The 22852-nt window shown below is 54.4% G+C and carries 20 protein-coding genes and 1 riboswitch; of the genes, 10 read left to right on the forward strand and 10 right to left on the reverse strand.

The genetic code is table 11. The features are described from left to right. The first annotated feature begins 338 nt into the window (after window positions 1-338). Window positions 339-1928 (forward strand): bifunctional phosphoribosylaminoimidazolecarboxamide formyltransferase/IMP cyclohydrolase, encoded by a 1590-nt coding sequence (gene purH / locus M2374_RS21805; protein WP_146716646.1) that lies wholly within the window; start codon window positions 339-341, stop codon window positions 1926-1928. Window positions 1929-1943: 15 nt separating this feature from the next. After that, on the forward strand, window positions 1944-3233 hold the full coding sequence (gene purD / locus M2374_RS21810) for a phosphoribosylamine--glycine ligase (RefSeq protein ID WP_181688577.1): 1290 nt from the start codon (window positions 1944-1946) through the stop codon (window positions 3231-3233). On the opposite strand, the gene zraR is transcribed toward purD, so the two are convergent. Both zraR and zraS read right to left on the reverse strand, forming a co-directional pair. Beyond that, entirely contained in the window at window positions 3230-4555 is a 1326-nt protein-coding gene (gene zraR / locus M2374_RS21815; RefSeq protein WP_096758764.1) for a sigma-54-dependent response regulator transcription factor ZraR, read from the reverse strand. The two genes, purD and zraR, sit on opposite strands and share 4 nt — an antisense overlap. Window positions 4556-4560: 5 nt before the next feature. After that, the gene (zraS, locus tag M2374_RS21820) at window positions 4561-5946 is read right to left on the reverse strand and encodes a two-component system sensor histidine kinase ZraS (protein WP_137399279.1); all 1386 of its coding nucleotides are present in this window, start codon (window positions 5944-5946) and stop codon (window positions 4561-4563) included. Between the two features lie 261 nt (window positions 5947-6207). Here zraS and zraP point away from each other — a divergent pair, with 261 nt between their 5' ends. Then, the gene (gene zraP, locus M2374_RS21825; RefSeq protein WP_096758766.1) at window positions 6208-6642 is read left to right on the forward strand and encodes a zinc resistance sensor/chaperone ZraP; all 435 of its coding nucleotides are present in this window, start codon (window positions 6208-6210) and stop codon (window positions 6640-6642) included. An 89-nt stretch (window positions 6643-6731) separates the two neighbouring features. On the opposite strand, the gene M2374_RS21830 is transcribed toward zraP, so the two are convergent. The 6 genes from M2374_RS21830 to nudC all read right to left on the reverse strand — a co-directional run bounded on the left by M2374_RS21830 (window position 6732) and on the right by nudC (window position 11099). Next, complete coding sequence (locus M2374_RS21830; RefSeq protein ID WP_096759484.1) at window positions 6732-7427, reverse strand: DUF1481 domain-containing protein; 696 nt, start codon at window positions 7425-7427, stop codon at window positions 6732-6734. 11 nt (window positions 7428-7438) lie between these two features. Further along, window positions 7439-7711, reverse strand: a complete 273-nt coding sequence (hupA, locus tag M2374_RS21835) for a nucleoid-associated protein HU-alpha (protein ID WP_096758767.1) — start codon at window positions 7709-7711, stop codon at window positions 7439-7441. A gap of 186 nt (window positions 7712-7897) precedes the next feature. Beyond that, window positions 7898-8488, reverse strand: a complete 591-nt coding sequence (locus M2374_RS21840) for a YjaG family protein (protein ID WP_096758768.1) — start codon at window positions 8486-8488, stop codon at window positions 7898-7900. 33 nt (window positions 8489-8521) lie between these two features. Beyond that, a complete protein-coding gene (gene nfi / locus M2374_RS21845) occupies window positions 8522-9202 on the reverse strand; it encodes a deoxyribonuclease V (RefSeq protein ID WP_135912745.1) in 681 nt (226 codons plus the stop codon). Between the two features lie 9 nt (window positions 9203-9211). After that, complete coding sequence (gene hemE / locus M2374_RS21850; protein ID WP_096758770.1) at window positions 9212-10276, reverse strand: uroporphyrinogen decarboxylase; 1065 nt, start codon at window positions 10274-10276, stop codon at window positions 9212-9214. A 49-nt stretch (window positions 10277-10325) separates the two neighbouring features. Beyond that, window positions 10326-11099 (reverse strand): NAD(+) diphosphatase, encoded by a 774-nt coding sequence (gene nudC, locus M2374_RS21855; RefSeq protein ID WP_135912747.1) that lies wholly within the window; start codon window positions 11097-11099, stop codon window positions 10326-10328. Between the two features lie 96 nt (window positions 11100-11195). Here nudC and rsd point away from each other — a divergent pair, with 96 nt between their 5' ends. The 7 genes from rsd (at window position 11196) to thiH (ending at window position 17306) form a co-directional block, all read left to right on the forward strand. Beyond that, window positions 11196-11684 (forward strand): sigma D regulator, encoded by a 489-nt coding sequence (gene rsd / locus M2374_RS21860; protein ID WP_096758772.1) that lies wholly within the window; start codon window positions 11196-11198, stop codon window positions 11682-11684. A gap of 53 nt (window positions 11685-11737) precedes the next feature. Further along, window positions 11738-11860, forward strand: a riboswitch (TPP riboswitch). A gap of 81 nt (window positions 11861-11941) precedes the next feature. Then, window positions 11942-13840 (forward strand): phosphomethylpyrimidine synthase ThiC, encoded by a 1899-nt coding sequence (gene thiC / locus M2374_RS21865; RefSeq protein ID WP_181688578.1) that lies wholly within the window; start codon window positions 11942-11944, stop codon window positions 13838-13840. Further along, a complete protein-coding gene (gene thiE / locus M2374_RS21870; protein ID WP_181688579.1) occupies window positions 13840-14475 on the forward strand; it encodes a thiamine phosphate synthase in 636 nt (211 codons plus the stop codon). Before thiC ends, thiE begins: the two co-directional genes overlap by 1 nt. Continuing rightward, window positions 14468-15226, forward strand: coding sequence for a HesA/MoeB/ThiF family protein (locus M2374_RS21875; RefSeq protein WP_115259735.1), 759 nt, complete (start codon window positions 14468-14470; stop codon window positions 15224-15226). Before thiE ends, M2374_RS21875 begins: the two co-directional genes overlap by 8 nt. Then, entirely contained in the window at window positions 15207-15407 is a 201-nt protein-coding gene (thiS, locus tag M2374_RS21880; RefSeq protein WP_096758776.1) for a sulfur carrier protein ThiS, read from the forward strand. Before M2374_RS21875 ends, thiS begins: the two co-directional genes overlap by 20 nt. 1 nt (window position 15408) lies before the next feature. After that, window positions 15409-16179 carry a thiazole synthase gene (gene thiG / locus M2374_RS21885; protein WP_181688580.1) on the forward strand — a complete coding sequence of 257 codons (771 nt, stop codon included), beginning with the start codon at window positions 15409-15411 and terminating at the stop codon, window positions 16177-16179. Then, entirely contained in the window at window positions 16176-17306 is a 1131-nt protein-coding gene (gene thiH, locus M2374_RS21890; protein WP_115259737.1) for a 2-iminoacetate synthase ThiH, read from the forward strand. Before thiG ends, thiH begins: the two co-directional genes overlap by 4 nt. A 117-nt stretch (window positions 17307-17423) precedes the next feature. Here thiH and cspA read toward each other — a convergent pair whose 3' ends face one another. Both cspA and rpoC read right to left on the reverse strand, forming a co-directional pair. Continuing rightward, entirely contained in the window at window positions 17424-17636 is a 213-nt protein-coding gene (gene cspA / locus M2374_RS21895; protein WP_096758779.1) for an RNA chaperone/antiterminator CspA, read from the reverse strand. A 956-nt stretch (window positions 17637-18592) separates the two neighbouring features. Then, the gene (rpoC, locus tag M2374_RS21900; RefSeq protein ID WP_115259738.1) at window positions 18593-22816 is read right to left on the reverse strand and encodes a DNA-directed RNA polymerase subunit beta'; all 4224 of its coding nucleotides are present in this window, start codon (window positions 22814-22816) and stop codon (window positions 18593-18595) included. Window positions 22817-22852: the final 36 nt, after the last annotated feature.

The raw sequence follows: 22852 nt of genomic DNA on the forward strand, positions 1-22852 counted from the left end.
AGGCGCATTATAGGGAGTTCTCTGGCGCCCGCAACCCTTAAATTACAGAAAAATGACTGACTGCTGCATTCCACAGCAAAACCCCGCCTTATACCTATTTGCACACAGAGTTATCCACAAACATCCCCATCATTTCGGCGATCCTTTCTACCTATATACGGTTTTAAGCTCTCGAAATAAGGGTCAACATTGAAAAAGAAAAATTCGCGAGCGTTGCGCAAACGTTTTCGTTACAATGCTGCGGCAAAACAAGGATGCCCCGTAAGGGGCGTTAGCTGAGTTTTTACGCAAAAACTCAGCTAACGCTCTCTGTTATAGTCAAATCCAGGGGATTTACCATGCAACAACGTCGTCCAGTCCGCCGCGCTCTGCTCAGTGTTTCTGACAAAGCAGGTATTATCGAATTCGCTCAGGCACTTTCCGCACGCGGTGTGGAGCTGCTGTCTACAGGTGGCACTGCACGCCTGTTAGCAGAGAAAGGTCTGCCAGTGACCGAAGTTTCCGATTACACCGGTTTCCCGGAAATGATGGATGGACGCGTGAAGACCCTGCATCCAAAAGTACACGGCGGCATTCTTGGCCGTCGCGGTCAGGATGACGGAATAATGGAACAACACGGTATCGACCCTATCGATATGGTGGTTGTTAACCTGTACCCGTTCGCCGAGACCGTGGCTCGCGTTGGCTGCTCGCTGGAAGATGCGGTAGAGAATATCGATATCGGCGGCCCAACCATGGTGCGCTCGGCCGCCAAGAACCATAAAGATGTGGCTATCGTGGTAAAGAGCAATGACTACGACGCCATTATTAAAGAAATGGATGCCAACGAAGGTTCTCTGACCCTCGACACCCGTTTCGATCTCGCCATTAAAGCGTTCGAACACACCGCCGCCTACGACAGCATGATTGCCAACTACTTCGGCAGCATGGTCCCGGCCTATCACGGTGAAAGCAAAGACGCTGCAGGTCGCTTCCCACGAACCCTGAACCTGAACTTCATTAAGAAGCAGGATATGCGCTACGGCGAAAACAGCCACCAGCAGGCGGCCTTCTATATAGAAGAGAATGTTAAAGAGGCGTCCGTTGCCACCGCTACGCAGGTCCAGGGCAAAGCGCTCTCTTATAACAACATCGCCGATACCGACGCCGCGCTCGAGTGCGTGAAAGAGTTCAACGAGCCAGCCTGCGTTATCGTTAAGCACGCCAACCCGTGCGGCGTGGCAGTCAGCTCCTCTATTCTTGATGCCTATGACCGCGCGTACAAAACCGATCCAACCTCCGCGTTCGGAGGCATCATCGCTTTTAACCGCGAACTGGATGCTGAAACGGCACAGGCCATTATCTCCCGCCAGTTTGTTGAGGTGATCATCGCTCCGTCAGCAACTGAGGAAGCGCTGAAGATTACTGCGGCTAAGCAGAACGTTCGCGTCCTGACCTGCGGTCAGTGGGCTGAGCGTGTTGCGGGCCTGGATTTCAAACGCGTGAACGGCGGACTGCTGGTTCAGGATCGTGACCTGGGTATGGTCACCGAGGGTGAACTGCGCGTAGTGTCCAAACGTCAACCTACTGAGCAGGAACTGCGTGATGCGCTGTTCTGCTGGAAAGTCGCGAAGTTCGTGAAATCCAACGCCATTGTCTACGCCAAAGAGAACATGACCATCGGCATAGGCGCAGGTCAGATGAGCCGCGTTTATTCCGCGAAGATCGCCGGGATTAAAGCCGCCGACGAAGGTCTGGAAGTCAAAGGTTCGGCGATGGCGTCTGACGCCTTCTTCCCGTTCCGCGACGGGATTGATGCCGCAGCAGCCGTTGGTGTGAGCTGTGTTATCCAGCCAGGCGGTTCCATTCGTGATGACGAGGTGATTGCCGCTGCCGACGAACACGGTATTGCGATGATCTTTACCGACATGCGCCACTTCCGCCATTAATCCACGGAGCAGACGATGAAAGTATTAGTTATTGGCAACGGCGGGCGCGAACACGCGCTGGCCTGGAAAGCAGCCAAGTCACCGCAGGTTTCAACCGTTTATGTCGCACCGGGCAATGCGGGTACCGCACTGGAACCGACGCTGCAAAACGTGGCTATCGGTGTAACCGACATTCCGGCACTGCTGAGCTTTGCCCAGAACGAGAAGATCGATCTCACCATCGTTGGTCCGGAGGCACCGCTGGTGATTGGCGTGGTCGATGCCTTCCGTGCCGCCGGTCTGAAAATCTTCGGCCCAACCGAAGGTGCTGCGCAGTTGGAAGGTTCTAAAGCGTTCACCAAAGATTTCCTCGCGCGCCATAATATTCCCACGGCGGAATACCAGAACTTCACTGAAGTGGAGCCCGCGCTGGCCTATCTGCGTGAGAAAGGCGCGCCGATCGTCATTAAAGCCGACGGCCTGGCTGCCGGTAAAGGCGTTATCGTGGCAATGACGCTTGAAGAAGCTGAAGCCGCCGTGCACGACATGCTGGCAGGCAACGCGTTTGGCGACGCAGGCCACCGTATCGTGATCGAGGAGTTCCTCGACGGCGAAGAGGCGAGCTTTATCGTGATGGTCGACGGCAAGCATGTCCTGCCGATGGCTACCAGTCAGGACCACAAACGTGTGGGCAATGGCGATACCGGTCCGAACACCGGCGGGATGGGTGCATACTCTCCAGCGCCTGTGGTAACTGATGACGTTCACCAGCGCACCATGGAACGCATCATCTGGCCAACCGTAAAAGGCATGGCGGCGGAAGGTAACACCTACACCGGTTTCCTGTACGCAGGCCTGATGATCGACAAACAGGGCAACCCGAAGGTTATCGAGTTTAACTGCCGCTTCGGCGACCCGGAAACCCAGCCGATCATGCTGCGCATGAAGTCGGACCTGGTGGATCTGTGTCTCGCCGCCTGCGACGGTAAGCTGGACGAAAAAACCTCCGAGTGGGACGAGCGCGCCTCGCTGGGCGTGGTAATCGCCGCCGGGGGTTATCCGGGCGACTACCGTACCGGAGACGCGATCCACGGCCTGCCGCTGGAAGAAGCCGCTGACGGCAAAGTGTTCCACGCCGGCACTAAACTCGCCGCCGACGACACGGTATTGACCAATGGGGGCCGCGTCCTGTGCGCAACCGCACTGGGTCATACCGTTGCAGAAGCGCAGAAGCGCGCTTACGCGTTAATGGCCGACATCCGCTGGGAAGGCAGCTTTAGCCGTAACGATATCGGCTGGCGCGCCATCGAACGCGAGCAGCGTTAACGCGAAATTTTCGCCAACAGCGTTTTACGCGTGATGCCTAACTGACGGGCGGCTTCAGTTTTGTTGCCGCCCGTTTTTTCCAGTGCTGCCAGAATCACCTCTTTTTCAACATCCACCAGCGGTTGGATCTCCAGACTGTTCTCTGCTTTTATTGGCGTCGCTGCAATCGCCAGTGGCAGCTCGCGTTCAGAAATGTATTCTCCCGTCAGCAGAACCACCGCACGCTCAATCGCATTTTCCAGCTCACGAATGTTTCCCGGCCAGTCGTAATGGATCAGCAGATCCATTGCCTGCGGGGTAAAACCTTTCACCGCTTTGCGGTTACGCTCAGCAAAGCGCTGGAGAAAATGCCCGGCCAGCAGCGGAATATCTTCCCGGCGTTGACGTAATGCGGGCATCTCGATAGTGACGACGTTCAGGCGATAGTAGAGATCCTGGCGAAAACGTCCGGCGTTGACCTCTTGTGCCAGATCGCGATGGGTGGCGGCAATCAGCCGGACATCCACAGCAATAGTCTGATTACTGCCTACGCGCTGGACTTCACGCTCCTGAATCGCCCGCAGCAGGCGCACCTGCATCAGCGGCGAGATATCGCCAATCTCATCAAGAAACAGCGTACCGCCGTCGGCTTCCACAAAGCGCCCTTCCCGGCGTTTATCGGCACCCGTAAACGCGCCTTTTTCATGGCCGAACAGTTCAGATTCCAGCAGAGATTCATTCAGCGCCGCGCAGTTGAGCGTCACCAGTGGTTTATCACTGCGCGCACTGCTGGCGTGAAGCGCCCGGGCGACCAGTTCTTTGCCCGTTCCAGAGTCTCCGTGAATAAGCACCGTCGCATCCGACGGCGCAACCATCGCAATTTCGTTAAGCAGGTGCTGCATCGCCGGACTGTTGCCAATCATGCCAAACTGCGCTGCCGGGGCTGCTACGGGGTCGACGCCGGTCGCCCGGGTATGTGCCAACGCCTTTTCCAGCGTGTGCTGCAGACTGTCAAAATCCAGTGGTTTGATTAAGTAATCCAGCGCCCCGGTTTTTAACGCTTCCACCGCGGTCTCCACGCTAGAAAAAGCGGTCATAATCAAGACAGGAATCGCCGGATTCAGGGCTTTGATCTCTTTCAGCGTTTCAATGCCGTCCATCTCCGCCATACGCACATCGCACAATACCAGATCAAAGACGTGTTCACGCACCTGCGCCAGTGCCTCTCGTCCGCTATAGGCAAGCGCAACGTCATAGCCCCAGCCACGCAGCAGCGCTTGTAGAATAGTGCAGTGGCTGACGTCATCGTCCACAACCAGAATATCGATTTTTCCGTGTGTCATCCTTGTCAATCCTGTGGTTTCGCATTGATCGGCAGCCAGAGAGTAAAGACGGTGCCTCTACCTTCCACGCTGGTTACCTGAATGGTTCCGCCGTGCTGCTCAATGATGTTTTGCACCACCGCCAGTCCCAGCCCGGTACCGTCTGCCTTCGTCGTAAAGTAAGGAGTAAAAATAGCCTCCAGCTGGTCGGGCGCAATTCCCTTTCCGCTGTCGGTAACCCTAATTTTAACCCGATCGGCGCTACTTTCACTCGCTGAAACCGTAACCGTCCCCTGATGTCCGATAGCATGAATGGCGTTGAGGTATAAATTCAGCAGGACCTGCGTGAGTCGGTCGGGATCGGCTTGAATAGCGGGTAACGCAGCATTCGGCGTAAACTGCAGTTGAATTTCCCGGCTCTGAGCATCCTGGCTAACCAAATGCAGCGAGTGGGTGATGACTTCATTAAGATCGACCCGCTGCAGCGTCAGGTGCGCGGGCTTCACCAGCTCCAGCAATTCACTCACCACCCGATTTAAGCGATCGGCCTCTTTCGCCATCACCTGCGCCAGTTCATGCGACTCTCCCCCCGCCGGAGTGCGTTCGGCAAAATATTTCGCTAACCCCTTGATGGATGACAGTGGATTACGGATTTCATGCGCGACTCCCGCCGCCAGATGTCCGAGCGCCATCAGCTTTTCTTTACGCTTCATCGCGTCCTGTAGCTCTTTATAAGAACGCTGATAGCGTTGGTACCAGAAAAACGTCAGCACAGTAGCCAGCAGCACCGCCGCCAGAGCAGACAGAACGATCAGCGTATTACGCCACTCTCTGGCCTGAGTCGCGGCCAGGTCGCTGGCATCAAAAGCGATAAAGATGGTTTGCGTGGGCGTATTCGCATGATCGTCATTACCGGAGCAGCGTGCCATACCGTGCCTCCCGGCCCCATACAACGGCTGGAACTGGCGATAAATTTCCAGGGCTGGTATTTGATCATGCCCATCGGGCGATGAGTCGATATTCCGCCAGCGTTCTTGTTCCCCAGGATTTAGCTGACGCAGGACATCCGGCGAGTAGAGGGATTTACCAACCATAGAGGAATCACTGTGGGTGATGATCACGCCATGCTCATCGACAACGGCAAACCAGAGTACGCCCGGCTGTACCGCCATTTGCTCCAGCAGCGTTTGTTGCTGCGCATGATGCATACGCATTCCCATACCCACACGCGTACCGGACTCAAGGGCGCGGATCAGCACGCTTCCCTTTTCCAGTAACGTTTGTCGAGCGGCATCACTTTCCCGGCCGTAGTCCCGAATGGTCATGATGGAAAACCACCCCACCAAAATCAGGATCGCCGCCGGTAATAACCGGCTCAGCCACTTTGCTGCCGTATCCTTATCAAGACGCATACGTTCTCCCTTTCCCGCCGTTCCTTTCTTCATTTCAGGTATACAGCAGAAATCATGCCATCTTTTCACCCTGATAACCCTGTTCTCAGGCACAAACCCTCACAACGGGTGGGTAAAAATGACCCACCGGGCTGTTCTGGCGAGTCATTTTTACTCGCTTACTCCCGGGCGGCAGCCGCGCGATCCCCGCAGCACAAGGACGTCCAGGTTGGCACGGAAGATGCAAAAGAGAAAGTAAGCTAACCAACAGGAGAACGAACGATGAAACGGAATAATAAACTGGCGCTAATGGTCCTCTCGCTGATGGCTCTGGGTTCCACCCCGGCACTGGCGCAACATCACTGGGGCAATGGTGAGGGAATGTGGCAACAGGGTGGTACGCCAATGACCACCGAGCAGCAGGCCGCAGCCCAGAAAATCGCTGATGATTACTACACGCAGACCCGCGCATTGCGCCAGCAGTTGACGTCCAAACGTTATGAGTACAACGCGTTGCTCACCGCCAGCCCGCTGGACAGCGCAAAAATTAATGCCGTCGCAAAAGAGATAGAATCTCTGAATCAAGCGCTGGATGAGCAACGGGTGAAACGGGATGTCGCCATGGCGGAGGCGGGTGTGCCTCGCGGTGCCGGCATGGGTTGCGGTGGCGGCAGTTACCATCGTGGCGGGGGTCATATGGGTATGGGCCACTGGTAAAGAACTTAATGCCTGATGGCGCTACGCTAATCAGGCCTACAGATGGATACCGTAAGCCGGATAAGACGCTTTTGCGTCGCCATCCGGCGTTAAAATGTTTTATCTTTTGGCTGCCAACGGCAGAAATCAGAATTCGCGACCAGCAACAGCTGAGATCCCTCAGGCGCTTCCAGCCATGCCACGCTCACGTCGACCGACGAGCGGCTCTGGCGGCGCTCGATATGGTTTATCGCCCATGAATCTAAATCAGGTTTGATCGTCTCGCCTTCACACGTAGTGACCGTGCGTTCGGCAGCATGCCAACGCCCCTGCCGTAATACCACACGCCCCTGGCGCAGCGCATCGCTGGTCTGACGGGTTTGATCGGCACGGTAGCGGTAGAGCGCAATTTGATCGCTGGAAAGCTGCTGCTTTTGTCCATCGACTTCACGCTGCATAAAACTCAGTTCACCCCGATCGTCGAAACGGATGCGAACATGCTCAGGCGGTTGGCTGTATACGTTGAGTTCTATCAGAGAGAGGGTGTCACCCTGCCAGCGGTACTCACTGGTGGTTGTGTCGCCGCTTCGCCACGGACTAAAAACGGAGAGCAGATGCACATCATCGTTGGAATCTTTACGCCAAACGCGTACCGCTCCGTGATCGCCAACATAACCGCTGGCCGTGAACGGAGGAAGCTCAGAGTGGCGACTGCAGGCAGACAGCAACAGAACACCTGAAAGCCAAAGCGTATGACGCCAGATGGACAAAAGGGGCGAAACCGCCCCCTCGTTAAAACTGTTCACTGCCACGCGAATTACTTAACCGCGTCTTTCAGTGCTTTACCAGAAACAAATGCCGGTACGTTAGCTGCGGCGATTTTGATTTCTTGACCGGTCTGCGGGTTGCGGCCAGTACGCTCAGCGCGGTGGTTCACTTTGAAGGTACCGAAACCAACCAGTTGTACAGCATCGCCTTCTTTCAGAGACTCAGTAATAGCAGCCAGAGTGGATTCCAGAGCAGCTTTAGCCTGTGTTTTGGACAGTTCTGCTTTGTCTGCAATTACATCAATCAGTTGAGTCTTGTTCATAAGTTATCCTTACAATGTGTTTATCGCTTGCTAAGCATCGAGTGCGACGGAAATGCCAGAAAAGCACTCTCCTGCATACACGCACCGATAGCCACTTTTCTTCGCCCCCCAAATGTAGACCAGACGGGGGGCGGATGGGAAGCCTTCAGGCACGACAAATCAGGCGTTAAATCACGTTTTGTGGTGTCATTGCTGAAAAATTATACCAATATTGCTCTCACCAGCCTCGCGCAGGTCTGCACGCAGCCCTTTTATCAGCTCAAGATCGCGTTCTTCGCAATCGGCTAAAAGTCGGAATATTTCCCACTGAATATCCCATTCTTGCTCAACGGCAGGGTTCTCTTTCAGCTCTTCATCGGTCATTTCGCGACCCGCTTGCGTCATTTCCAGCATCGCGACGCTGGTAATCGAAGCCTTACTGACTTCAATCGCGTGTTCCAGCGTTTCACCGCTCAGACGAGAATGCATGACTTCGCTCAGGGCAACACAGGCGTCAATCGCCGGATAAACGCCGTACAGATCGTAGTCGTCTGCGGACGGAATAGCCTCTTCAAACTTCTCCAGCTGGCTGTCAAAATTGATTTTCGCATCCTTGACGGTCAGCACTTCCCAGACTAAATCCAGGATTCGGCGGTAAATCTGCCCATCACCAAACTCCGTTTGCTTGCAGAACATGGCGTAGTTTGGGTACATGCGCTCACACAGGCAGGCCATAAAGGTGACGTGCTGCCAGCTTTCCAGCTTCTCCAGACGCAGATGAATCGGGTTTTGTAACATGATGAGTTCTCGAATACGGAAATTAGTCGCAGTTTACCCGATATGGGGCGTTTTTGCTGCAAGCCGCGTAAAAGCCGGGCGTTCCGATGCCACCGCATCCGCCCAGCGTGTCGGTTCCGGCAGGCGATAGCCGTTCATACAACGCTGCACCCACGCCAGCGCGCTATCCATGCCCACGCGATGTCCGGTAGAGATAAACAGTGGATTACAGCGTGCTTTGCTGCGCCAGACCCACGCCAGTTGCTCGCCTTTATCCAACAGTGGCGCTAGCGCCCCGGGTTCAGCAGATAAGGGGTCAAACTTGCCGCACAGCCGTTTTTTCGCCACGCCAATCGTCGGGACATCCACCAGCAGACCAAAATGGCTGGCAACGCCAAGACGACGCGGGTGGGAAATACCGTGACCATCAACGAACACTAAGTCAGGCTTCTGCGATAATTGTTCCCAGGCAGCCAGCAGCGCAGGATATTCGCGAAAAGAGAGAAAACCGGGGATATACGGCATGGTGGTGGCGATACGCGCCACCTTATATTCAACCAGCTCAAGAGAAGGATACTTCAGTAGCACGATGGCGGCTCGCGTCACCTCTCCGCCCTGCTCAAACCCGACATCTGCCCCAGCGATCAGATCCGGCGGATCGCTTTTAAAGCGATCTTCACGGATCACCGCAGAGGCCAGTTCAAGCTGTTGGGTGCGTAGCGACGCGAGATCCATCGTGACTCCTTAGCGGTGGTACTGCTCAGACAAGCGATGTACCGCCTCCACAAACACCCCGGCATGTTCCGGCGGCACGTCCTGGTGGATACCGTGGCCCAGGTTAAAGACGTGGCCTTCCCCTTGACCGAAGCCAGCCAGTATCGTGGCGACTTCTTCTTCGATACGCGGTGCCGGTGCGTAGAGCATGGACGGGTCCATATTGCCCTGTAACGCCACTTTATGACCGACACGACGACGCGCATCGGCAATATCTGTCGTCCAGTCGAGACCCAGCGCATCACATCCAGTTTCCGCCATCGCTTCCAGCCACTGTCCGCCGCCTTTGGTGAACAAGGTGACCGGCACGCGGCGGCCGTCGTTTTCACGCAGCAGACCATCGACAATTTTGTGCATGTAATAGAGAGAGAACTGCTGATAGTCGCGACCGGTCAGCACGCCGCCCCAGGTGTCGAAAATCATCACCGATTGCGCGCCGGCTTTGATCTGCGCATTCAGGTATAGCGTGACGCTTTTCGCCAGCTTATCGAGCAGCAGATGCAGCGACGTTGGATCGGCGTACATCATCTTTTTAATCACGGTGAAGGCTTTGCTGCTGCCGCCTTCCACCATGTAAGTCGCCAGCGTCCACGGACTGCCAGAGAAGCCGATCAGCGGCACGTCGCCCTTCAGCTCGCGGCGAATAGTACGTACCGCGTTCATCACGTAGCCCAGTTCCCCTTCCGGGTCCGGGATCGGCAGCTTATCCACATCGGCCTTACAGGTGATGGGAGAGGTAAAGCGTGGGCCTTCGCCAGCTTCAAAGTACAGCCCAAGTCCCATCGCATCCGGGATGGTCAAAATGTCCGAAAAGAGGATCGCCGCATCAAGTTTATACCTGCGCAGCGGTTGTAGCGTCACTTCGCAGGCCAGCTCGGCGTTTTTGCACAGCGCCATGAAATCGCCCGCTTGCGCACGAGTGGCTTTGTACTCCGGCAAATAGCGGCCCGCCTGGCGCATCATCCATACCGGAGTAACATCAACAGGCTGGCGCAGCAGCGCACGCAGGTAACGATCGTTCTTCAGTTCGGTCATTTTTATCTTCCTTTTAGCGTCAGGCCGTCAGTGTATCATTACTCGTTCTTTACTCGTACTCAGCCCGACACATCGCCACGGTATCTTCGATCAGTCGACGTGCGACGGTACCCGGCGGGGGAAGTAGCGGTAAGTCATCGTAGCGATACCAGTTCGCTTCCAGCAGTTCTTTCGGGTCGATGACGATCTCCCCGCTATCATATTCCGCCATAAACGCGGTCATCAAAGACTGCGGAAACGGCCAGGGCTGGGAGGTAACGTAGCGCAGGTTTTTCACCTTAATGCCGCTTTCTTCCATCACTTCTCGCGCTACCGCTTGTTCTAACGTCTCCCCCACTTCAACAAAACCGGCCAGCACGGTATGCACGCCGTTGCGGTGGCGAACATGCTGAGCCAGCAGCAGGGAGTCTTCACGACGGATGGCGACAATAATGCAGGGGGCAATTTGCGGATAATAACGTTCACGGCAGTGGCTACACAGCATTGCCCATTCCGTTTTGCTTGGGTGCATCGGATGCCCGCAATAACCACAGAATTTATGCGAACGGAAAAACTCGGCCAACTGCACGCCGCGTCCGACCAGTTGAAACAGTCCTACATCCTGATCGAGGATCTGGCGCACTGAGCCCATATCGTGGCGACGCTGCTGCTGCACCAGCCAGACGGTTTCACCTTCCCACTCGCCTATCGGTAACGCGCGCTGGCCCAGCAGATCAAAACCAGCCGCGTCACCATGTGGCAGCTCTCCGTGAGGCAACCACAATTTTTGTTCATGACTGACGATCCACCAGCCGCTGTCTAATTTTTCAATAATACGATCCATATCTCTTGCGCAACCTTTGCTTCACAGGCATGTTGTTTACATTATTTTTACATTTATCGGTGAGCCATTTTTCAACACCACCTTGCGGAGTCAATCATGCTAAACCAGCTGGAAAGCCTGACGGAACACGTCGGAGGAAGTAATAAACTGGTTGATCGCTGGCTACATGTACGTAAGCACCTGCTCGTGGCTTACTACAATCTGGTTGGCATTAAGCCTGGCAAAGAATCGTACATGCGGCTCAATGAAAAAGCGCTGGATGATTTTTGTCAGAGCCTGGTCGACTACCTCTCCACCGGACACTTCAGTATTTATGAACGTATTCTGCATAAATTGGAAGGGAACGGGCAGCTTTTAAAAGCCACAAAAATTTGGCCTCTTCTGGAAGCCAATACACAACAGATTATGGACGACTATGATTCCAGTCTGGAAAACGCCATTGACCACGATAATTTCCTTGAATTTCAACAGGCATTGTCGGATATCGGCGAGGCGCTGGAGGCCCGGTTTATGCTGGAAGATAAGTTGATTATGCTGGTGCTTGATGCGGTACACGACAGCGCAATGATCAAACGCCCTGCTTGAGATTTGCGCGAGTAACAGGTAGTTTACAACCATTCCTCCTCGCCAGAGGGGGAATTATCTTGTCGGAGTGCTTATTTTCCACATCAGCATGAGTGGAAAAGGCTGAGACCGTTAATTCGGGATCCGCGGAACCTGATCAGGCTAATACCTGCGAAGGGAACAAGAGTAAATCTACAGTTGTATCGCCCATGGGCGATCTTCCCTCTTGCTTCATCCGTCGTCTGACAAGCCATATCCTTACTTTTTTGGAATGAGCTATGTCTGCCACTACTAAACCATCCCGCCGCGAACAGCGCGCCCAGGCCCAACACTTTATCGACACCCTGGAAGGGACCGCCTTTCCTAACTCAAAACGCATCTATATTGCTGGTTCACAGCCAGATATCCGTATTCCTATGCGTGAAATCCAGCTCAGCCCGACGCTCATTGGCGGCAGTAAAGATACCCCGCAGTACGAAGAGAACGAAGCCGTGCCGGTATATGACACCTCTGGCCCGTATGGCGATCCTGATGTGGCGATTAACGTCCAGCAGGGTCTGGCAAAACTGCGCCAGCCGTGGATATCCGCACGTAATGACAGCGAAGAGCTGGACGACCGTAGCTCCGCCTACACCAAAGAGCGCCTGGCCGATGATGGCCTGGACGAGCTGCGTTTCAACGGCTTGCTGACGCCTAAACGCGCCAAAACCGGCCGCTGCGTGACCCAGTTGCACTACGCGCGCCAGGGCATCGTCACTCCGGAGATGGAGTTTATCGCTATCCGCGAAAATATGGGCCGCGAGCGCATTCGCAGTGAAGTGCTGCGCCACCAGCATCCAGGCATGAGCTTTGGCGCCAGCCTGCCGGAAAATATCACGGCGGAATTCGTGCGTGATGAAGTCGCTGCCGGGCGCGCCATCATCCCCGCCAACATCAACCACCCGGAATCAGAGCCGATGATCATCGGACGTAATTTCCTGGTGAAGGTCAATGCCAACATCGGTAACTCAGCGGTCACTTCCTCCATCGAAGAAGAAGTGGAAAAGCTGGTGTGGTCCACGCGCTGGGGGGCGGATACGGTGATGGACCTGTCCACCGGTCGCTATATTCACGAAACCCGTGAATGGATCCTGCGAAACAGCCCGGTGCCGATCGGCACCGTACCGATCTACCAGGCACTGGAGAAGGTCAACGGGATCGCCGAAGATCTCACCTGGGAAGCGTTCCGCGATACGCTGCTGGAGCAGGCCGAGCAGGGCGTCGACTATTTCACTATCCACGCGGGTGTGCTGCTGCGCTATGTGCCGATGACCGCTAAACGCCTGACCGGGATTGTCTCGCGCGGCGGCTCCATCATGGCGAAATGGTGCCTCTCCCATCACAAAGAAAACTTCCTCTTCGAGCACTTCCGCGAAATCTGTGAAATCTGCGCCGCTTATGACGTTTCTCTGTCGCTGGGTGATGGTCTGCGTCCGGGCTCTATTCAGGATGCCAACGACGAGGCACAGTTCTCAGAGCTGCATACGCTGGGCGAGCTGACCAAAATTGCCTGGGAATATGACGTGCAGGTGATGATTGAAGGCCCTGGCCACGTACCGATGCAGATGATTAAGCGCAACATGACCGAAGAGCTGGAACACTGCCATGAAGCGCCGTTCTACACTTTAGGGCCATTAACGACTGATATCGCCCCAGGCTATGACCACTTCACCTCCGGTATTGGTGCGGCAATGATTGGCTGGTTTGGCTGCGCGATGCTGTGCTACGTCACGCCAAAAGAGCACCTCGGCCTGCCGAACAAAGAAGACGTGAAGCAAGGGTTGATTACCTACAAGATTGCCGCGCATGCCGCCGATTTAGCTAAAGGGCATCCGGGTGCGCAGATCCGCGATAACGCCATGTCAAAAGCGCGCTTCGAATTCCGCTGGGAAGACCAGTTTAATCTGGCGCTCGACCCGTTCACCGCCCGCGCCTACCACGATGAAACCCTGCCACAGGAGTCCGGCAAAGTCGCTCACTTCTGCTCAATGTGCGGGCCGAAATTCTGCTCGATGAAAATCAGCCAGGAAGTGCGCGACTACGCTGCCGCACAAACCATCGAAGTGGGGATGGCGGATATGTCGGAGAACTTCCGCGCCAAAGGGGGCGAAATCTACCTGAAAAAGGAGGAAGCCTGATGTATCAGCCTGAATTCCCAACGGTACCTTTTCGCTTAGGGTTATATCCGGTCGTTGACAGCGTGCTGTGGATTGAACGCCTGCTGTCGGTGGGCGTGCGCACAATTCAGCTACGCATCAAAGATATGCGTGATGAGGATGTTGAAGCCGACGTGATTGCCGCCATTGAACTGGGGCGTCGCTATGACGCCCGCCTGTTTATCAATGACTACTGGCGACTGGCGATTAAACACCATGCTTACGGGGTACATCTGGGCCAGGAAGATCTTGAAAGCACCGACCTGAAGGCGATTCAGGCCGCAAGGTTACGTCTTGGGGTATCCACCCACGATGATATGGAGATTGACGTGGCGCTAGCCGCCCGCCCTTCTTACATCGCACTGGGTCACGTCTTCCCCACACAAACCAAGCAGATGCCATCTGCCCCACAGGGATTGGTACAACTCGCCACGCATATCGAACGACTGGCTGACTACCCTACTGTCGCCATTGGCGGTATCAGCCTCGCGCGGGCACCGGCTGTGCTGGCGACCGGGGTGGGCAGCATTGCGGTGGTCAGCGCCATCACGCAGGCCGCTGACTGGCGAGGTGCCACGTCACAGCTGCTTTCAATTGCAGGAGCAGGCGATGAATGATCGCGATTTTATGCGCTATAGCCGCCAGATTTTACTCGGTGATATTGCGATAGAGGGCCAGCAGACACTGCTCAACAGCCACGTGCTGATTGTTGGCTTGGGCGGATTAGGCTCCCCTGCCGCGCTGTATCTGGCGGGTGCGGGAGTAGGCACATTGACGCTGGTGGACGACGACGACGTGCATCTGAGTAATCTTCAGCGCCAGATCCTGTTCACGACTGATGATATCGCCCGGTCAAAATCCCAGATGGCCCAACAGAGACTGACACGGCTCAACCCGGATATCGAACTGGTCGCGCTACAGCAGCGCCTGAAAGGCGATGCGCTCAGGCACGCGGTGGCGCGCGCTGACGTGGTGCTCGACTGCACCGACAATATGGCGACGCGTCAGGCGATCAATACCGCCTGCGTCGCCCTGAATACACCGCTTATCACTGCCAGCGCTGTTGGCTTTGGTGGCCAATTGATGGTGCTGACGCCGCCATGGGAACAGGGCTGCTACCGCTGTCTGTGGCCGGATGACATCGAGCCCGAACGCAACTGCCGTACCGCAGGCATTGTCGGTCCGGTCGTTGGCATCATGGGTACCCTGCAGGCGCTGGAAGCCATCAAACTTCTCAGCGGTATTGAAACCCTAAGCGGTGAATTACGCCTGTTCGATGGTAAAACCAGCCAGTGGCGTAGCCTGGCGTTACGCCGCGCCCGCGGTTGTCCGGTATGCGGAGGGCAACATGCAGATCCAATTCAATGATGAGCCAGTACAGTGTGCCGAGGGGCAAAATATCAGCGCGCTGCTGGCAGAGCTTAATCAGCTCAAGCCGGGGATAGCGCTGGCGCTGAATCAACAGATCCTGCCGCGCGAGCAGTGGGAACAGCAAATCGTGCAGGAAGGCGACCAGATCCTGCTTTTTCAGGTTATTGCAGGGGGTTGATATGCTACGTATTGCCGACAAAACGTTTGATTCACATCTGTTCACCGGCACGGGGAAATTTGCCTCATCGCAACTGATGGTCGACGCCATTCGCGCCTCCGGTAGCCAACTGGTGACATTGGCAATGAAGCGCGTGGATTTACGCCAGCACAACGATGCCATTTTGGTGCCACTGGTCGAGGCAGGGGTAACGCTACTGCCGAATACCTCAGGGGCGAAAACGGCGGATGAAGCTATCTTTGCCGCGCAGCTGGCGCGCGAAGCGCTGGGCACGCACTGGCTGAAATTAGAAATACATCCTGACGCTCGATGGCTGTTACCAGATCCTATCGAAACGCTGAAAGCCGCCGAGGCGCTGGTGAAGCAGGGTTTCGTGGTGCTGCCCTACTGCGGCGCGGACCCGGTGCTGTGCAAGCGGCTGGAAGAAGTGGGCTGTGCGGCGGTCATGCCGCTCGGTGCGCCCATTGGCTCAAATCAGGGCCTGGAAACCCGCGCCATGCTGAAGATCATTATTCAGCAGGCCACCGTCCCAGTGGTGGTTGATGCCGGGATCGGTGTGCCCAGCCATGCCACGCAGGCGTTGGAAATGGGGGCCGACGCGGTGTTGGTCAACACGGCGATTGCCGTAGCGGACGACCCGGTAATGATGGCGACGGCGTTCCGGCTGGCGGTTGAAGCGGGCCTTCTGGCACGTCAGGCCGTTCCGGGGAGCCGAAGTACCAATGCTTGCGCCACCAGCCCATTGACCGGATTTCTGGAGGTCTCAGCATGAAAACCTTCAGCGATCGCTGGCGACAGCTGGAGTGGGATGATATCCATCTGCGCATTAACGGCAAAACCGCCGCCGATGTCGAGCGCGCACTTAACACTGCACAGCTGAGTCGTGATGACCTGATGGCGCTGCTCTCGCCAGCCGCCGCCGATTATCTGGAGCCGCTGGCGCAGCGAGCGCAAAAGCTGACCCGCCAACGCTTTGGTAATACCGTCAGCTTTTACGTGCCGCTGTATCTTTCGAATCTGTGCGCCAACGACTGCTCTTACTGCGGCTTCTCCATGAGCAACCGCATCAAGCGTAAAACTTTGGATGAATCAGAGATTCAACGGGAGTGTGCGGCGATCCGCGAGCTGGGTTTTGAGCATCTGTTGCTGGTCACCGGCGAGCATCAGGCGAAAGTCGGCATGGACTATTTTCGCCGCCATTTACCCGCCATCCGTCGTCAGTTTTCTTCGCTACAGATGGAGGTACAACCGCTGTCAGTTGCTGAATATGCTGAGCTAAAGATACTCGGTCTGGACGGTGTGATGGTGTATCAGGAGAGCTACCATGAGGCGACTTATGCCCGGCACCATCTGAAGGGAAAAAAGCAGGACTTCTTTTGGCGGCTGGAAACGCCGGACCGACTTGGTCACGCCGGTATCGACAAAATTGGCCTTGGGGCACTGATTGGCTTGTCTGACAGTTGGCGGGTTGATTGCTATATGGTAGCCGAGCATTTGCTATGGATGCAGCAACATTACTGGCAAAGCCGTTATTCAATCTCGTTCCCACGCCTGCGCCCATGTACCGGAGGTATTGAACCGGCATCGATTATGGATGAGCGTCAACTGGTACAAACCATTTGTGCGTTTCGCTTGTTGGCGCCGGACATCGAGCTGTCGCTCTCCACGCGAGAATCACCGTGGTTTCGCGACCACGTCATTCCGCTAGCAATCAATAACGTCAGCGCCTTCTCAAAGACGCAGCCCGGCGGCTATGCCGACAATCACCCGGAGCTGGAACAGTTTTCTCCGCATGATGATCGGCGCCCTGAAGATGTTGCCGCAGCTCTCAGTGCGCAGGGTTTACAGCCCGTGTGGAAAGACTGGGATAGTTTTCTCGGACGTGTGTCACAGATGTAGTGAATCCGGATGTAAAAACGAAAAAACCCGCTTTCGCGGGTTTTTTATTCACTATCACTTATCTGCTCAGGCTCTGGCCTTCATCGCTATCGTAAGCGTTCGTGAGATTATCGGCGATTACAGCGCGATAACGTTAACAGCAGACGGGCCTTTCGCGCCGTTCTCAACGGAGAACTCGACTTTTTGGCCTTCGTCTAAGGTTTTATAATCGTTGCTCTGGATAGCGGAAAAATGCACAAACACATCTTTGCTACCGTCCTGAGGAGTGATAAAGCCGAAGCCTTTCTCAGAGTTAAACCATTTTACTAAACCAGTCATTTTGTTAGACATAGATACTTCCTTTCATATTTTGAGCCGCTTATGCAGCGAAGATGGCCTGTTTTGCAGAAATTAACTTATTGGGCACTTAGGAGGAGGCTCATGAAGAAGAGTATCTGAGGATAACGCTTGAACTGAGAACTGCTTTACTAAAACTGCTTTCATAAGGTCTGTGTTCCAAACCGATGCAGCTATAGTAGCCTTACTTCTAATCATTACGCAAGCATTAATTTATTTAATGCCCTTAACTGGTGAAATGTTGAGCTGATTTGGTTAAGAGCCTAAGATAACACCTTGATGTATATATAATAAAAGCCCTGACCGTTGCAGCCAGGGCTTTAAGTTACTACAAACTTCAGATTTAACATTAATTGACTTACAATTTGATACTGCTGTTTGTACTACATTTTAAATGTACACGTTTACCACAGATAATATTGGAGAATGCTACTAACGAACCTTCCTCTATTTACCGTTAAACATATTTCGCCAGCTTGATGAATTCACTCAAGAATGGCGGCCTAAACAAGTACACTTCCCCTCGCGACATATACTCTTTGATGCGTTGCCTGACTTCCCTTGCGATTGCTCAATAATGGAAACCGCAAACATTAACTTTTAAATCATGGCCTTACATCGTCGCGCTTACTTAACTTTTTGCGATTACATATATCAACTACGTAGCCTTAAAGCATCGTCGATGTGAAATAAAATAACTTCAACGTCGACTACCCCATACAACAAAATACTTCGTGGCCTTTATCGCAATCCCCCTATCGAACTCTACTAACTCTTACTGCTTTAACAGCTAACTACTCTTTCGCTGCTGTTAAGTATTAACATACGGATTTTAAAAACAGTGTCAATACTGTTTTTAATGACATGTCTTTATTGACAGTATTCATAAGACTGCATGTCAGGCAAAAAAAAACCCGCCGAGGCGGGTTTTTCATTACGGTCAGCAACGATTAATCGTTGTTAGAACCGCCCAGACCTGCGTTCAGCAGTTCTGCCAGGCTGGCAGATGCATCTTCCGCAGTAACCTGAGGCGCTGCCGGCTGTTCGCCCGCTGCGCGACGGCGCATACGATCCTGGTGGTACGCATAACCGGTACCGGCAGGGATCAAACGACCCACGATAACGTTCTCTTTCAGGCCACGCAGTTCGTCGCGTTTACCCGCAACGGCTGCTTCGGTCAGGACACGCGTGGTCTCCTGGAACGATGCGGCAGAGATGAACGATTCGGTTGCCAGAGACGCTTTGGTGATACCCAGCAGGTCGCGAGAGTAAGTTGCCGCAACTTTGCCGTTCGCTTCCAGATCGCGGTTAGCAATCTTGACGCGGGAGTATTCAACCTGTTCGCCTTCCAGGAAGTCGGAGCTACCAGCACTGTCAATGGTCGCTTTACGCAGCATCTGACGAACGATAACTTCAATGTGTTTATCGTTAATCTTAACGCCTTGCAGACGGTAAACGTCCTGAACTTCGTTGGTGATGTAACGCGTTACCGCGTGTACGCCACGAAGACGCAGGATGTCGTGCGGTGCTTCCGGACCGTCGGAAACAACGTCACCACGTTCTACACGTTCACCTTCGAACACGTTGAGCTGACGCCATTTCGGAATCATCTCTTCGTACGGTTCGCTGCCGTCTAACGGGGTGATAACCAGACGACGCTTCCCTTTGGTTTCTTTACCGAAGGAAATGATACCGCTGATTTCCGCAAGGATAGCTGGCTCTTTCGGACGACGTGCTTCGAACAGATCCGCAACGCGTGGCAGACCACCGGTGATGTCCTTGGTACCGCTGGATTCCTGAGGAATACGCGCCAGAGCATCACCCGCACTGATCTGGATACCATCTTCCAGCTGGACGATTGCTTTACCCGGCAGGAAGTACTGCGCAGGCATATCGGTACCTGGGATCAGAACGTCGTTACCGTTAGCATCAACAATTTTCAGTGCCGGACGCAGGTCTTTACCACCTGCAGTACGCTCTGCAGAATCCAGAACCACCAGAGAAGACAGACCGGTCAGCTCGTCGGTCTGACGAGTAATGGTCTGGCCGTCGATCATGTCAGTGAAGCGGATGAAACCACTTACTTCAGTGATGACAGGCATGGTATGTGGATCCCAGTTTGCTACGGTTTCGCCGCCAGTAACCTGTTCGCCATCACCTTTCGCCATAACAGCACCGTAAGGCACTTTATAGCTCTCTTTGGTACGACCGAATTCGTCGATCAGTTTCAGCTCGGTGTTACGCGAGGTCACTACCAGCTTACCGGCAGAGTTCACAACCGACTTCGCATTGCTCAGACGGATGCTACCTTTGTTTTTCACCTGGATGCTGGATTCAGCAGCCGCACGAGATGCCGCACCACCGATGTGGAACGTACGCATCGTCAGCTGTGTACCCGGTTCACCGATGGACTGTGCCGCGATAACGCCGATGGCTTCACCTTTGTTGATGATGTGGCCACGTGCCAGGTCACGACCATAGCAGTGCGCACATACACCAAAGTCGGTGTCACAAGATACAACGGAACGTACCTTGACGGAGTCAACGGAGTTCTCTTCCAGCAGGTCACACCAGTGCTCGTGCAGCAGCGTGTTGCGTGGAACCAGAATATCCGCGGTGCCCGGCTTCAGAACGTCTTCAGCAGTCACACGACCCAATACGCGATCGCGCAGCGGCTCTTTAACGTCACCACCCTCGATAACCGGGGTCATGGTGATGCCTTCCAGTGTGCCGCAGTCATCTTCAGTCACAACCAGATCCTGCGCGACGTCAACCAGACGACGTGTCAGATAACCGGAGTTTGCTGTTTTCAGTGCGGTATCCGCCAGACCTTTACGCGCACCGTGAGTAGAGATGAAGTACTGGAGTACGTTCAGACCTTCACGGAAGTTTGCGGTGATTGGCGTTTCGATGATGGAGCCATCCGGCTTCGCCATCAGACCACGCATACCTGCCAGCTGACGAATCTGTGCTGCAGAACCACGCGCACCGGAGTCGGCCATCATGTAGATGCTGTTGAAGGAAACCTGCTGCTCTTCGACGCCGTCACGGTTAATAACAGTTTCGGTTTGCAGGTTGTCCATCATCGCTTTGGATACACGATCGTTCGCCGCAGCCCAGATATCGATAACTTTGTTGTAGCGTTCGCCCGCGGTAACCAGACCAGACTGGAACTGCTCCTGGATCTCAGCAACTTCAGCTTCCGCTTCAGAGATGATCTCGTATTTCTTCTCTGGGATAACCATGTCGTCAATACCAACAGATGCGCCTGAGCGCGCTGCATAGGCAAAGCCGGTGTACATGGTCTGGTCAGCGAAGATAACGGTCGGCTTCAGGCCCAGAATGCGGTAACAGGTGTTCAGCATTTTGGAGATAGCTTTCTTACCCAGCGCCTGGTTGACAATGGAGAAAGGCAGACCTTTCGGTACGATCATCCACAAAATAGCACGGCCAACGGTCGTGTCTTTCAGGCTGGTATGCGCAACGAATTCGCCGTTTTCATCTTTTTCGTATTCGGTGATACGCACTTTAACGCGCGCATGCAGAGAGGCCAGACCTGCGCGATAGATACGCTCAGCTTCTTTCGGGCCAGTCAGCACCATGCCTTCGCCTTTGGCGTTAACACAGTCACGGGTCATGTAGTACAGACCCAATACAACGTCCTGAGACGGAACGATGATAGGTTCGCCGTTCGCCGGGGACAGGATGTTGTTGGTAGACATCATCAGCGCACGCGCTTCGAGCTGGGCTTCCAGCGTCAGCGGTACGTGAACAGCCATCTGGTCACCATCGAAGTCGGCGTTATATGCCGCACAAACCAGCGGGTGCAGCTGGATAGCTTTACCTTCGATCAGTACCGGTTCAAATGCCTGGATACCCAGACGGTGCAGTGTTGGTGCACGGTTCAGCAGTACCGGGTGTTCGCGGATAACTTCGTCCAGGATATCCCAAACGACAGCTTCTTCACGCTCAACCATTTTCTTAGCGGCTTTAATGGTGGTGGCGAGGCCACGCAGTTCCAGCTTGCCGTAGATGAACGGTTTGAACAGTTCCAGTGCCATTTTCTTCGGCAGGCCGCACTGATGCAGACGCAGGTATGGACCTACGGTGATAACAGAACGACCGGAGTAGTCAACACGCTTACCGAGCAGGTTCTGACGGAAACGACCCTGCTTACCTTTGATCATATCGGCCAAAGATTTCAGAGGACGTTTGTTAGAACCGGTGATCGCACGACCGCGACGACCGTTATCCAGCAGGGCGTCAACCGCTTCCTGCAGCATACGTTTTTCGTTACGTACGATGATATCTGGCGCAGCCAGATCCAGCAGACGTTTCAGACGGTTGTTACGGTTAATGACGCGACGATACAGATCGTTCAGGTCAGAAGTCGCAAAACGACCACCATCCAGCGGAACCAGCGGACGCAGATCTGGCGGCAGAACCGGCAGAACGGTCAGGATCATCCACTCTGGCTTGTTGCCAGACTGTACGAACGCTTCCAGCAGTTTGATACGCTTGGTCAGCTTCTTACGCTTGGTTTCGGAGTTGGTTTCGTTCAGCTCTTCGCGCAGAGTTTCACACTCTTGCTCCAGATCCATGCTCTTCAGCAGGGCCTGGATAGCTTCCGCACCCATCTTCGCGTCGAATTCGTCACCGAACTCTTCCAGCGCGTCCAGATACTGCTCTTCAGTCAGGATCTGTTGACGTTCCAGATTGGTCATACCGCCTTCGATAACAACATATGATTCGAAGTACAGTACGCGTTCGATATCACGCAGCGGCATATCGAGCAACAGACCGATACGGGACGGCAGTGATTTCAGGAACCAGATGTGCGCAGTCGGAGACGCCAGCTCGATGTGGCCCATACGCTCACGGCGTACTTTAGTCTGGGTCACTTCAACGCCGCACTTCTCACAGATCACACCACGGTGTTTCAGGCGCTTGTACTTACCGCACAGGCACTCGTAATCTTTTACTGGCCCAAAGATACGGGCGCAGAAAAGGCCGTCACGCTCAGGTTTGAACGTACGGTAGTTAATGGTTTCCGGCTTCTTAACTTCACCGAAAGACCATGAACGGATCATGTCTGGCGAGGCCAGAGCAATTTTGATCGCATCAAACTCTTCGGTTTTAGTCTGCGCTTTCAGAAACTTTAATAAATCTTTCACGGATTTGCTCCCGTCGGAGTTAGCACAATCTGGCGC

The sequence above is a fragment of the Citrobacter sp. JUb117 genome (genome assembly GCF_024809055.1).
GTDB classification, from domain to species: Bacteria; Pseudomonadota; Gammaproteobacteria; order Enterobacterales; family Enterobacteriaceae; genus Citrobacter; species Citrobacter gillenii.

Bases quoted from the DNA above. Each gene is read 5' to 3' on its own strand.
- zraS (WP_137399279.1), bottom strand. From the start codon at position 5,946: ATGCGTCTTGATAAGGATACGGCAGCAAAGTGGCTGAGCCGGTTATTA.
- thiH (WP_115259737.1), top strand. From the start codon at position 16,176: ATGAAAACCTTCAGCGATCGCTGGCGACAGCTGGAGTGGGATGATATC.
- zraP (WP_096758766.1), top strand. From the start codon at position 6,208: ATGAAACGGAATAATAAACTGGCGCTAATGGTCCTCTCGCTGATGGCT.
- M2374_RS21840 (WP_096758768.1), bottom strand. From the start codon at position 8,488: ATGTTACAAAACCCGATTCATCTGCGTCTGGAGAAGCTGGAAAGCTGG.
- thiG (WP_181688580.1), top strand. From the start codon at position 15,409: ATGCTACGTATTGCCGACAAAACGTTTGATTCACATCTGTTCACCGGC.
- nudC (WP_135912747.1), bottom strand. From the start codon at position 11,099: ATGGATCGTATTATTGAAAAATTAGACAGCGGCTGGTGGATCGTCAGT.
- nfi (WP_135912745.1), bottom strand. From the start codon at position 9,202: ATGGATCTCGCGTCGCTACGCACCCAACAGCTTGAACTGGCCTCTGCG.
- zraR (WP_096758764.1), bottom strand. From the start codon at position 4,555: ATGACACACGGAAAAATCGATATTCTGGTTGTGGACGATGACGTCAGC.
- hupA (WP_096758767.1), bottom strand. From the start codon at position 7,711: ATGAACAAGACTCAACTGATTGATGTAATTGCAGACAAAGCAGAACTG.
- hemE (WP_096758770.1), bottom strand. From the start codon at position 10,276: ATGACCGAACTGAAGAACGATCGTTACCTGCGTGCGCTGCTGCGCCAG.
- thiE (WP_181688579.1), top strand. From the start codon at position 13,840: ATGTATCAGCCTGAATTCCCAACGGTACCTTTTCGCTTAGGGTTATAT.
- purH (WP_146716646.1), top strand. From the start codon at position 339: ATGCAACAACGTCGTCCAGTCCGCCGCGCTCTGCTCAGTGTTTCTGAC.
- cspA (WP_096758779.1), bottom strand. From the start codon at position 17,636: ATGTCTAACAAAATGACTGGTTTAGTAAAATGGTTTAACTCTGAGAAA.
- thiC (WP_181688578.1), top strand. From the start codon at position 11,942: ATGTCTGCCACTACTAAACCATCCCGCCGCGAACAGCGCGCCCAGGCC.
- purD (WP_181688577.1), top strand. From the start codon at position 1,944: ATGAAAGTATTAGTTATTGGCAACGGCGGGCGCGAACACGCGCTGGCC.
- thiS (WP_096758776.1), top strand. From the start codon at position 15,207: ATGCAGATCCAATTCAATGATGAGCCAGTACAGTGTGCCGAGGGGCAA.
- rsd (WP_096758772.1), top strand. From the start codon at position 11,196: ATGCTAAACCAGCTGGAAAGCCTGACGGAACACGTCGGAGGAAGTAAT.
- M2374_RS21875 (WP_115259735.1), top strand. From the start codon at position 14,468: ATGAATGATCGCGATTTTATGCGCTATAGCCGCCAGATTTTACTCGGT.